14 protein-coding genes are annotated in these 11,995 nt (G+C 40.1%); 4 read left to right on the top strand and 10 right to left on the bottom strand.

Annotated elements, in window-relative coordinates:
- Window positions 1-10 precede the first annotated feature (10 nt).
- Window positions 11-832 (top strand): TetR/AcrR family transcriptional regulator, encoded by an 822-nt coding sequence (locus MKZ25_RS08705; protein WP_340801161.1) that lies wholly within the window; start codon window positions 11-13, stop codon window positions 830-832.
- A 43-nt stretch (window positions 833-875) separates the two neighbouring features.
- Here MKZ25_RS08705 and MKZ25_RS08700 read toward each other — a convergent pair whose 3' ends face one another.
- Entirely contained in the window at window positions 876-1,610 is a 735-nt protein-coding gene (locus MKZ25_RS08700; protein ID WP_340801160.1) for an alpha/beta fold hydrolase, read from the bottom strand.
- Window positions 1,611-1,712: 102 nt separating this feature from the next.
- Window positions 1,713-2,585 (bottom strand): DMT family transporter, encoded by an 873-nt coding sequence (locus tag MKZ25_RS08695; RefSeq protein ID WP_340801159.1) that lies wholly within the window; start codon window positions 2,583-2,585, stop codon window positions 1,713-1,715.
- Window positions 2,586-3,006: 421 nt separating this feature from the next.
- On the opposite strand from MKZ25_RS08695, the gene MKZ25_RS08690 reads away from it, so the two are divergent.
- Window positions 3,007-3,387 (top strand): nucleotide excision repair endonuclease, encoded by a 381-nt coding sequence (locus MKZ25_RS08690; RefSeq protein ID WP_340801158.1) that lies wholly within the window; start codon window positions 3,007-3,009, stop codon window positions 3,385-3,387.
- A 122-nt stretch (window positions 3,388-3,509) separates the two neighbouring features.
- Here the strand turns inward: MKZ25_RS08690 and MKZ25_RS08685 are convergent, their stop codons facing one another.
- The 8 genes from MKZ25_RS08685 to MKZ25_RS08650 all read right to left on the bottom strand — a co-directional run bounded on the left by MKZ25_RS08685 (window position 3,510) and on the right by MKZ25_RS08650 (window position 10,792).
- Window positions 3,510-4,103 carry a transcriptional regulator gene (locus MKZ25_RS08685; RefSeq protein WP_340801157.1) on the bottom strand — a complete coding sequence of 198 codons (594 nt, stop codon included), beginning with the start codon at window positions 4,101-4,103 and terminating at the stop codon, window positions 3,510-3,512.
- Window positions 4,104-4,241: 138 nt separating this feature from the next.
- A complete protein-coding gene (locus tag MKZ25_RS08680) occupies window positions 4,242-4,814 on the bottom strand; it encodes a 5' nucleotidase, NT5C type (RefSeq protein WP_340801156.1) in 573 nt (190 codons plus the stop codon).
- A 9-nt stretch (window positions 4,815-4,823) separates the two neighbouring features.
- Window positions 4,824-5,900 (bottom strand): FAD-dependent monooxygenase, encoded by a 1,077-nt coding sequence (locus MKZ25_RS08675; RefSeq protein WP_340801155.1) that lies wholly within the window; start codon window positions 5,898-5,900, stop codon window positions 4,824-4,826.
- Window positions 5,893-7,005, bottom strand: coding sequence for a bifunctional diaminohydroxyphosphoribosylaminopyrimidine deaminase/5-amino-6-(5-phosphoribosylamino)uracil reductase RibD (ribD, locus tag MKZ25_RS08670; RefSeq protein WP_340801154.1), 1,113 nt, complete (start codon window positions 7,003-7,005; stop codon window positions 5,893-5,895). Before ribD ends, MKZ25_RS08675 begins: the two co-directional genes overlap by 8 nt.
- 12 nt (window positions 7,006-7,017) lie before the next feature.
- A complete protein-coding gene (locus MKZ25_RS08665; RefSeq protein ID WP_340801153.1) occupies window positions 7,018-7,752 on the bottom strand; it encodes a GTP cyclohydrolase II in 735 nt (244 codons plus the stop codon).
- Between the two features lie 135 nt (window positions 7,753-7,887).
- On the bottom strand, window positions 7,888-9,333 hold the full coding sequence (panF, locus tag MKZ25_RS08660) for a sodium/pantothenate symporter (RefSeq protein WP_340802996.1): 1,446 nt from the start codon (window positions 9,331-9,333) through the stop codon (window positions 7,888-7,890).
- A complete protein-coding gene (locus MKZ25_RS08655) occupies window positions 9,333-9,605 on the bottom strand; it encodes a YhdT family protein (RefSeq protein WP_193433777.1) in 273 nt (90 codons plus the stop codon). Before MKZ25_RS08655 ends, panF begins: the two co-directional genes overlap by 1 nt.
- A 203-nt stretch (window positions 9,606-9,808) precedes the next feature.
- The gene (locus MKZ25_RS08650; protein ID WP_340801152.1) at window positions 9,809-10,792 is read right to left on the bottom strand and encodes a diaminopimelate dehydrogenase; all 984 of its coding nucleotides are present in this window, start codon (window positions 10,790-10,792) and stop codon (window positions 9,809-9,811) included.
- 251 nt (window positions 10,793-11,043) lie between these two features.
- Here MKZ25_RS08650 and MKZ25_RS08645 point away from each other — a divergent pair, with 251 nt between their 5' ends.
- The gene (locus MKZ25_RS08645; protein ID WP_340801151.1) at window positions 11,044-11,502 is read left to right on the top strand and encodes a hypothetical protein; all 459 of its coding nucleotides are present in this window, start codon (window positions 11,044-11,046) and stop codon (window positions 11,500-11,502) included.
- Entirely contained in the window at window positions 11,490-11,783 is a 294-nt protein-coding gene (locus MKZ25_RS08640; protein WP_340801150.1) for a YxcD family protein, read from the top strand. Before MKZ25_RS08645 ends, MKZ25_RS08640 begins: the two co-directional genes overlap by 13 nt.
- Window positions 11,784-11,995 lie beyond the last annotated feature (212 nt).

Here is an 11,995-nt window from a genome sequence, read left to right as displayed (position 1 = left end):
TGAAATTATTATGACAAGAAAACAATTGATCATCGATTCTGCACTTCATTTATTTGCCGAAAAAGGGATTGAAGCCACGTCAGTACAGCAAATCACTGACCACTGCAAGATTTCTAAGGGCGCCTTTTATTTATCGTTTAAATCAAAAGATGAGCTCGTTTTTTCTATTATTGAACATTTCATGAACAATATAATACGCGAAGTTGACCAAGCAGTCAGTGAAGGACATACACCTACAGATAAGCTCCATATCTACTTTGTTCATACGATGAAAGTATTATCACAATATGCAGGGTTTGCGGATATTTTGATGAAGGAAAATGTTTCTGCCATCAATAAAGCATTAATTGAACGGATCCATTATTATGTAGAACTTTCCAATAAAAATTTGGAGAAGCTGTTATTCGAAGTATTCGGCGATCAAATTGAAGGAAGACAATACGATTTAGTAGTTATAATAAATGGGATGGTCCAATCGTATATGCAGTATATTTTCGATTCATGCCAGCCGTTTGATTCAGGAAAATTTGCGGATTCACTCGTTGAAAAGACGACTTTATTAGCGACTAAAAGCAAAATTGCACTGCTTGTACATCCTTCCCAGTTTTACAAACGGATTGAAAATTATTCGATTGATCATATAATGGAGGATCTGTTGGCACTTCAACAACAGACTACGAATAATCTAGAACTCGATTCCATCCGGTTATTAATAGAAGAACTAAAAAGCAATAATCCAAGAAATGCGATCATTATTGGTCTTGTCGCCAATTTAGAGAAAAATGAATGCTTCAATTGGATTACATTATATTTGAGAAAGCAGTACAGTTAAAACGAGAGGGACCCAAAAAATATGGATCCCTCTCGTTTTAGTTTTAGCTGTTCAGGAAACGGATGATTTCTCTTGCTACGGTTTGAGAATCTTCTACCATACCGAGATGTCCTGTATTTGTCTTTACTTTCTCTACATTCGGGTTGGATGTTGTAATCGGTGTGACCGCTTTGTCCTGTTCCCCTTCGATTACGAGGATCGGAATCGGTAACGTATCGACCAGATCTCGTTGGTTTGGACGTGACTTCATTGCACCGAGTGCCGCAACGAGCCCTTCTTCCTTTGCTACATGGGCGACTTCTTTTGCGAACAGCACATCTTCCGTTTTCGCATCAGGTGCCAGGAAATTATGAATAATTCCGTCGACAAACGCGCCTGTTCCGTGTTCCTGAATTTCTTCCTGCTGCTTCGTTCTTTTATCGATTGCTTCCGGTGTGTCCGCTGAATCGGATGAATACAGTAACACAGCCTTTTCGATTTTAGAATATTGTTTCTCGATTGCCGCCAAAGTAATATAGCCACCCATCGAATGACCGATCCAATAAGCTTTTTCAACTTTTTCTGCTACTAATACATCGATAATATCTTCAGCATAGCGATAAACCGTATATTCCCCTTCCGGCATTTCACTTTTTCCGTGCCCCGGTAAATCGATTGCAATTACATCAAATTGTTTTGTCAATGGTTCCATAATTCTTTCAAATATTGCTGTACTCCCTAAAAATCCATGTACTAATACGACAACTTCCCCAGAACCTTCCCGAGTATAATTTAACATGTAACCAGTCCTCCCCTTTTTTCATCTCTTATCCTTTTCCGTATTTTTTAAATAATAAACAAAAACAGCCATTTTAAACGGATTGCTTAAAATGGCTGTTCGCTAAATATAGGATTTTTTTCGTCTAAAGGTCGGCTTGACTTCTGCAAATAAAATCGCAAAGAAGATGAGGACACATCCAACAAGCATTCGACCTGTTAGAAGTTCATTTAGAATTAACACAGAGAAAATTGTACCGAACAATGATTCCGTCGATAAGATAATGGCGGATTTCGTGGGGTTTGCATATTGCATCCCGATATTTTGACATACATACGCAACAGCAGTACAGAATATCGCCAAGTAAACAATGATTCCCAAGCCTTCAGAAGTATACGTCGTCGGCACTTCCCCAAGAATGAGGACACTGACTATACTGAGGACAGTCGCTGTATAAAACTGAACGATTGTCAGCGCTAAAGCATCTTCTGTTTTTACAAATACATTTGTATAAAAAATGTCAAAAGCGAACCCGACCGCACACAGAATCGATAGGAAGTCACCGATATTAATCGTCAGCGAATCCTGTAATGATAAAAAGCCGATACCGACAACAGCCACACCAGCGGCAATAAACTCGAACCGATCAATCCTTCTTTTATAGATGACGTAAGCGATAATCGGTACGATAATAACATTAATCGCAGTCAAGAATGCATTTTTAGAAGGTGTTGTATATTCCAAGCCCATAGTCTGCAATGCAAATGCGACGAATAAGATTGCTCCGAGAATTGCCCCTTTCCATATTACTGCCTTAGAAATGAGCTTTAATTTTTTATAGAAAATGAAACTTAAAATAATGGAAGCTAATAAAAATCTTCCAGCCATTAATTGAAATACCGTCCAATGTTCAAGTCCTTTTGCCATTCCAACAAATCCGCTTCCCCACATAACAGCGGTGATGAGCATAAGCAGCTCACCTTTAAATTTTTGCATACCATTCCTTCTCCCTGTTGAAACTATTATTAAAAATTAATATGTATAATTAGTTATTGCTGAACAAACTATTATTACCATAAGCAATCTTCCATGAAAAAGAAAGCGAAAATTCAAAATCTATCCATTCCTGCAGATAAGTTAGAATTTTTTGCTTGACCGGGGATTGCTATTAGTGGTTTTTATTGACTTAAAAGTGTGTAGTTTATGATTTATTTTTAGTTTTGTTCGGAGGGGTGATAAAATAAATCAACAATATAGTGTCGGATAATATGTATTTGGTTATGCCTTCTATTTTGAAAAAAACGGTAAAATTCCCGCTTATTTTTCAATTCTCCAATGCTTGGACTACTATATAATAGCAATTTACCGGGTTATCGTGTAAAATAAACTTTTAGAATAATTTAGGGACGTGAATAGTTTGATTAAAATTGAAATGCCAAAACCAGATTTAGTAATTCGTCAACGTGAACAAGTATTAAAACCAGGTGATGTGGAAATTACTCCATACTTCGGATTTATTGATTTCCATAAAATCACTCGCGATAAAGGCGGAATCTTCTTCTTCTACAACGAAAAGAACGAGCTTTTATTTGTAGGGAAAGCACGTAAAATCCGTCAGCGTATTAAAAAGCACTTTGAAGACAATGTATCACCAATGAAAAACCACCGTGCTGAAATCCACAAAATTGAAGTATATGAAATTGAAGATCCAATGGAACGTGAAATTTACGAAACATATGCGATCAATCAATTCCAGTCTAAATACAATATCGAAAAAGTATTTTTCGAACGCGCATAATTAGTAGAACATAACCCAAAAACGCCAATTTTCTCCGAAAGAAAATTGGCGTTTTTTTGCTGAGCGTTAAAAATTTATTCGGTTTCTAATTAGTGTTTTACTTCTATTCCAAAATCTTTTTATTACTCTGCTTTAAAATCGAGCATTTCGTTGATTTTCGATAGGTCTTCCATAATGCCTTTTTTCTGGTTGGCGATGCCGTCATACCATTTATTTAAAATGTCCTGCATGCCCTTTTCGATTTCTTTTCCTTCTGATACAAGCTGTACCATCACGTCGATAACTTTTGTACGTTCTTCGTAAAACTTGACGCGTGCCGGGAAATCTTTGCCGATATTTTGCTTGAAAATATAGCCGAGTTTAATAATTCCATTATTCATCAGCTGCTCCGAGTAAAGAGTTGAGCCGACAACTGCCAGACGCTCTTTAAAGTCCGGATTTTCTTTAATATAATTTTGCATCAAAAGGGCTACCTCATCTGCAAATGATTTCAGTTTGTTGCGCTGACCATCCATCAGATCTTTTGATTCCTCAAAAATATTAAGCATCAGCTCTGTATGTTCAAGCATATTTTTCACTTTATTTAGTGGTTCTTCACTTGCTCCGTTCAGACGTACTTGAATTGTACGATATACATACTGGCGTTGCAGGTAAGCCGACAGTAATATAATTCCATTGTAATGAATGCTTGCTTCGTAATGTTGTTGTGTTATCATAGTAAAATCCTCCAACCGGTATGTCTATACACTGTTAACAATACCACATATTCATTCCCTTGAAAGGAAAAAATTCAAACTATTTTCACTTTTTATATAAAAAAATTCCCGGAAAAGCTCCGGGAATTTCCTTATCGATTACACCGTGGCATAACCGATCAGTTTATTGAATTCATTCCAATTTGTCAGACGCGTATATTCTACTGCCTGATTGTATGACTGATTTTTCACGATGACTTTTGTTGTACTTTCGGCTAATGTGTTTAAGACAGCCGGCTTATCATCTACATAAACGTCCAGTTCCAAACTTTTGATGATGTCGATTTTCTCATGGTCTGCCATTCCGCAGTAAAAACGCTCATCAACAACCGGGAATCCTTGTGCTTTTACCCATGCACGGGTCTGTTCGCAATACCCTTTTGGACGGGACGTTATATAATAAATTTCATGTCCTTCCTCTGCCAAAGCATTTAAAACTTCCTTCGCTCCTTCAAAGCTTGGACAGTCCGTGAAATAGATTTCTTCCATCGTATCTTTCCACATTTGGCTGCCTTCTTCATTCGTTAACCCGAATGGTGCATGAATTTCGACAGTCGGGATCGTATCGAAAACATCTTCGCCGATCGTTTTGTTCAATTTCTTATTATATAGATGAAAGGCATGCCGACGTAAATCGATTAACGTATCATCAATATCAAAACCAAATTTCATATGTCTCACCTAACTTAATACGAGAAAAGCTTCATGGAACTTTTGCTCTTTTTCTATTTGTATTGCCTGGATTTTTTCGATCTGTTTCTTTCTTGCTGTGGCGCAGCTGACAAAATCAAATTTTTCATTTTCCAGCAGCATTTGTGCCAGCACATGGGCATCCATTAACGAACTATTTAATCCATATGCGCCTGTCGGGGTCATCGTATGAACGGCATCCCCGATTAATGCAACGCCTTCTTTTCCCCATTGTTCGGTCGTACTGCTGAAGACATCAAGCAGCACAAAGTCTTTCCATGACCGGATATGCTCCTGTACGACAGGTACCAATTGAGGAAATGCTTTTACAAGCTTTTCGATAAACGGCATAAAAGGCTGTTTGCGCAATTGCGGATAGCTTCCCTTTTCGATATTCCAGCCGATTTGGACAAATCCTTTTGCCTGCGTAAACAGGGAAATTTGCATGCCGTCAACTAAGGCCATTTTAATGGATGGCGTCCAATTTTCAGGTGCCGGTATTTTCGCCCAAAGCAAGTCATAGCCATGATCACGGATCGTCACATCCAAATTCGCCAATTTTCTGACTGTCGAATAGCGCCCATCCGCACCGATGATCAGCTGTGCTTCAATCGTAATATCAGCATCACCTTGTTTAGCACGGACAGCAGTATATTGCCCATGCTCATTTTGAATAAGCTCTTTAACCGTCGTATTCAATAAATAGTCAAACGTTGGGTAGCCTTTTGCCTGCTCGATTATTGCCTGAAGCAGATGAGCTTGCGGAACATGGATACCTAAATGGCCTATAGCCGGATCCGGTTCAATTGTTTTAAATTTTTCACCGTTCATCCAATATTCCAATGTTTCCATGCGCAGCAAACCGAGCTGTTCAATTCGTTCGAATAGCCCGTACTGTTTTAGAATTCGTTCTCCTTCTTCATTTAAATGTTCTCCGCGGAATGCCTTTGCGAAGTCATTTGTCCGTTCTATTAAAAGAACCGACACATTATTTTTCGCCAGTATATTGGCAAGAAGTGCACCGCCCGGACCACCGCCGACAATGCATACATCCACTTTTCTATTCATGTAAACCAGCCTTCTTTGGATAGGCTAAAATACGCAAATCTTCTCCGATGCGAGTGACTTCACCAAATTCAAGCAGGCTCGCCAAATCGATTGTTTCCACATCAGATCCGGTAAACGGTGTAATGGAGTTTTTCCCGCCCAATACTTTCGGCGCGACATACACCATATACTGGTCAATGAAGCCGCCTCGTAAAAATGATGCGTTCACATTGCCACCACCTTCAACAAGCAGATGCGTAATGCCCTTTTTATATAATGCTTTCAACATATCTTCTATGTTTAAGCCTGTTGTATCTTTTTCTACCCGAATAACTTCAACACCGTTGCGTACCAATTGCTGTGTCTTTTCTTCATCTGAATCGAGTGAAGTGACGATGATTGTACGGGCTTCCGTCGTATCCGCAATATGCGCATCAAGTGGTGTTTTTAAAGTACTATCCAATACAACTCGAATCGGATTGCGACCTTGTCGACCTTTAAGACGTGTCGTCAGTTTCGGATTGTCATTTAAGACCGTTTGAACACCTACTAGTATCCCGTCCACTTCATGACGCAATTCATGGACATCCGTACGTGCTTCTTCACCTGTAATCCACTGTGAGTGTCCGTTATATGTCGCGATTTTGCCATCGAGTGTCATGGCAAATTTTGCAACGACAAATGGACGCTCTGTCAGCATATTATGAATAAAGCGTTCATTCAGTTTTTGAGCTTCCTCCTGGAGAATACCAACTTCCACTTCGATTCCCGCTTCACGTAACAGACGAATACCGCGCCCTGCTACTTCAGGGTTTGGATCTTCGGTTGCAACGACAACGCGTTTAAATCCGCTTTCTTTCAGCAGTTTCGCACAAGGCGGTGTTTTGCCGTAATGCGAACACGGTTCCAGTGTGACGTAAATGGTCGCATCTTTTGTATGTTCGCCCGCCATGTTCACTGCATGTACTTCTGCGTGGGGTTCCCCTGCTTTACGGTGAAGTCCAGTACCGACGATTACGCCATCTTTTACAATAACGGCTCCTACTAACGGATTGGGATTTGTATTCCCTCTGGCACTTGCCGCTAATTGGAGCGCCAGTTGCATATAGTCCTGATCAGTTTTCATTCGAAATTCTCCTTACACAGTTAGCTTTTCAACCATCGCGATATGTCCAGACTTTTCTACCTTTGTTTTCAAGTACTGTTCATTCGTTTCCGTCAGGCCGCCCCATAATGGAATATGGCCATCCGCAAGTAATCCGTTCTCCTGCAGCGCTGCAAGCTTTTTCGGATTGTTCGTAATGAGTGTTACAGGTTTTGCACGCAGTACTTGTAAAACGCGGATTGCATCATCATATGAACGGACATCGTCTTCAAAACCGAGTGCATGATTTGCTTCCACTGTATCAAACGCTTCTTCCTGTAGTAAGTAAGCTAATGATTTTGAAAACAGCCCAATACCACGCCCTTCATGATCCGCTAAATAAAAGATTGCGCCACAGCCGTGTTCGACAATCATTTTCATCGATTCATGTAACTGGTAGCCGCAGTCACAACGCTGTGAACCGAAAATATCTCCTGTATGACAGATACTGTGCATCCGGATCAATGCATCATCCTGGTTTGCAAAGTCTCCATACACGAGGACAGAAGATTGCTGGCCAAATGCTAAATGCATAGACGATACAGATTCTACAACCTGTTCTTTCGTCTGATTTTTTTCAACAGTCGTCCATGAATACCATTGGAATGTCGCTTCTAGATTTTCTTGTTTTATAGGTAGCTTTACCGGTCCGACAACAGCAATATTTTGCAGATCATCCCGACGGACAAGCTGAATTTTATCTTCTAAAATAGCCATTAATTGTTTCATCTGATCACCTTTAATTTTTATTAAGTTACTTTATGTAACCTAGTTTACAATAATAAGTGCTTAACGTCAAATAAACCAGAACTATCAATTGATAGTCCTGGTTTCTATCATACAGACCTAAACCTGTTCTGGCTATTAGAAATGGTAATCTTCTATTTTTTTTATCTTTTGCGCAATCAAACTTACTGCTACAAATGTGATAAGTGAGGCGATGATTGGAATTGTAACGGAATGCATGCCATAAATATTTTCCGCAAAGCGGTAGATGACAATATATAATGTCAGGCCGACAATCATCGAACTGATTGCCCCGTATTTATTTGCTTTCTTCCAGTACAGTCCAAATACGACACTCCATAAAAAGGCCGATTCGAGGCCGCCGAACGCAAACAGGTTCAGCATGATTAACAGCTCCGGCGGTTTGACGGCGAAAATAACTACTGCTATTCCGATAATGCTTGTCACCCAGAAGCTGCGGTTTTTAATTTGAGTGTCGCTTGCTTTCGGATTGATATAGTTTAAATAAATATCTTTTACAACTGTTGAACTTACGAGAATCAGCAATGCGTTGACCGTCGACATAATAGCTGCCATTGGTGCAGCGAGTACGATTCCTGCCAGTACCGGCGGCAGCACTTCCAATGTCAAAAGCGGCATTACTTTATCGCCGACTTCAATTCCCGGCATGACCGGACGTGCAAATACACCGATTAAATGCATGCCGAACATGATTGTTCCGATTCCGATTGTACCTATTAGAATCGCTTTATGTAAACTTTTCGAATCTTTGTAGCTCATCGCACGAACTGCAATTTGAGGCAAACCAATAACCCCTAGTCCAATTAGAATCCAAAATGTAGATACATACAATGGTGTCAGATTTTGATCTGCACCAAACGGCGTCACTAAATTCGGATTTTCTGCTACAAGTCCTTGCATAATCGTATCAACACCACCACCGGCAATGACCGTAGCAATAAGGAGGATGACCGTACCCACCATCATGATGGATCCTTGCAATGCATCCGTTAACGCGACTGCCCGGAAACCGCCGATAATTACATATGCTAAAACGGCTACCGCAAAAATGAGCAATGCATTTGTATAGGAGAGTCCTGTCAATGATTCAATCAGTCGTGCACCACCTACCCATTGCGCTGTCATCGATGCAAAAAGGAAAATGATGATGCTGACTGCCGATAAAATAACGATTGTATGGCTGTCATAACGTTTCTTTAGAAAATCGATTAATGTAATGGCTTCAATACGGCGTGCAACAATCGCAAACTTCTTGCCTAGCACCATTAATACAAAATATCCTGCAGGCAGCTGTGCCATTGCTAACAGAACCCACCCAAGTCCTGTATTATAGGCAACGCCCGGTCCTCCTATAAAACTTGAGGCACTTCCATATGTCGCCATCATCGTCATCGCCAGGATGAAACCGCCCATTTCACGCCCGCCTAAAAAGTATTCCTGTAAAAACGAACTTGATGTACGAACCTGACGATTTGCCCAAATACCGATGCCAAAAATGATGATTAAAAATATGAGTAATGGAATAATGACAGACCAATGTATCATTTTTGCTCGTCCTCCTCTTCAAGTGAGATGTCTTTGAAGAAAAGCTTCATCGCGAGCCAGATTGCGATAATCATGAATATGGTTCCTGCGATACAGCTATAGAAAAACCATGCCGGGAATCCGAATACATAGTCATATTCCAGCGGGTCACCGGAACCGAGCCCATATGCAAATCCAAACCAGATTGCAAAGTTGATGATGACAAGCACGACGCCGATCAGTGCTTCTTTATGTGCGATTTTAAAACGCTTATCCTGCACATTAAACATCCTTTCTGTTTACCATTTGAATCTGCTGTAATTTCAGATTCTTGAGGGAATGAACTCACTCGAAAGTGGACAACCCTCTATCAGTGACTTAACCTCTCTATTCTACGTTGCCAAACCGTGAAAGAAAAGACTTTGCCGACGATTTGTCCAGTAAAAATCGAAAAAACGTCGCCTCAATTTATTAGACGACGCTTGTTTGGAAATTACAGTAATTCTTTACGCAATTCTGCAGGAGACTTTGGTGATAATAGACCATATGGGATATCGAATACAGTTTTTGCACCTTTATCTCCTTTTGCGTGCAATTTGTATGCAGCGCGTGCATAGGCAACAAGAACACTTGAAGTGAACATCGGATTCGATTCAAGCGTTAATGAAAATTCCATAATTTGCTTGTCTGATTCGCCAGATTGACCAGAACGGATTACAAACCCGCCGTGCGGCATACCTTGGTGATTTTCTTTAAATTCCGCTTCCGTTATAAAGTTCACCGTTGTATCATAGTCCGCAAAATAGTTTGGCATTTCTTTAATTTCTTTTTCGATTGCTGCTGCATCCGCACCTTCCGCCAATACAACAAAGCATTCACGGGCATGTTTTTCACGTGTTGTCAGCTCAGGATTCTCACCATTGCGCACACGGTTAACCGCTTCTTTAATCGGTAAAGTATACTGCACGGCATTTTTTACACCTTCAATGCGACGAACTGCATCTGAATGGCCTTGGCTTAAACCATCACCCCAGAACGTATATGTATTTCCTTCAGGCAGGACTGTTTCACCCAATAGACGATTCAATGAAAATAGGCCCGGGTCCCAGCCAACTGAAATGATCGAAACCGTGTCACTTTTTTGTGCAGCCGCATCGACAGCATCAAAAAATTCCGGTATTTTTGCATGTGTATCATAACTGTCGATCGTGTTGAACCATTGTGCAAAATGCGGAACTTGCTCAGGAAGATCTGTTGCTGATCCACCGCATAAAATCATGACATCGATCTGTTCTTTATACTTCGGTGCATCCTCCACTAAATAGACCGGTACGTTCTCTGATTGGATGGCCACTGCAGCAGGATCACGTCGCGTAAATACAGCTACCAATTCCATGTCAGCATTTTGACCGACTGCCGCTTCTACACCTCGCCCTAAATTTCCGTACCCTACAATACCTACGCGAATTTTACTCATTGTTCATTCCCCCAACTTCATTATTCGATGTTTTTTCTTAACACAATGATGTGAATTCAGAATTTTCGTCTAAATTATATTTCATCATACAGTTTCATTTTTATGAATACAATAATTTTTGTGAATTTCACAAGAAATGCTATCTTTCGGGCAATGCTCGTAGTATTTGCTTAAAAGTGTTTTCATTTTCTATTTAGGTAGATTTTTGATATACTGAGAAAGTAAATAAATAGACTAATTGGGGGAAAAACATGAAAAAGTTATCAGCGATTTTATTAGCTTTCACACTTGTATTTTCAAGTGTAGGGACTACAATTTTATTTGTAGATGATGCAGATACTGTTGAAGCAAAAGGATACAAGTCAGGTAAAAAAGGTTTCAACAGCAACAATAACAACTCAAATATTCAAAAAAACAATAATGATGCAACAAACCCGACAACAACAAAACAAAATAATAATACAACGAAAAAGAATGATTCAAACACAGCTTCAACAAACAAAGGCGGCTTAATGAAAGGCTTAATGCTTGGTGGTTTAGCCGGTTTATTGTTCGGTAGCTTATTTGCAGGCATGGGTATGTTAGGTAACATTTTAGGTCTGTTAATTAATGTAGCAGCCATTGCGGCGATCGTCTTCTTCCTCGTGAAGATTTACCAGCTGATCAAACGCAAAAAGGATAAAGAGGTTACTGACACGTGGAAAAACTAACATTACTTGAACAAGATTTAATTAATGCCGTTTGTCTGTTCCATGCAAAGTTCAAAAACACAGCACCCGAAGAAGTGGAAGTGGAGCTGATGTATGATGATGTTGCCGGATATTCAGCGGAAGCGTTCTACAATGGACAACTGGATGTATACAACTCTGTGAATTTCATCATGGCACTTCGTCTGTTTATTGACGAGCAGCTTGGCCGTGATTCAATGTCAGCCCGTATTACACTGGCTATTGATGATGAAGAAGGCATGATTGCCAACGTAGAGTTTTAATTAAATATTATAGAGGCCGGGACATAACCCAAAAATGCTATTTTTCTCTCAGAGAAAAATAGCATTTTTTTGCTGAGCGTTAAAATTGATTTCCATTCCTGGACGCTTTCCGCGGGCGTGGCCTGAGCCTGTAGTCTCAGGCGTCACGCTATTCCCGCAGGAGTCGCCCTGCATTCCAATCAATTTTGCAAAATATCCGTTTCTTAATAAAG

The sequence above is a fragment of the Solibacillus sp. FSL W7-1464 genome (assembly GCF_038004425.1).
In the GTDB taxonomy this organism is placed as follows: Bacteria; Bacillota; Bacilli; order Bacillales_A; family Planococcaceae; genus Solibacillus.
The sequence above is the reverse complement of the archived record's forward strand: the minus strand, read 5'-3'. Positions and strand labels throughout refer to the sequence as shown.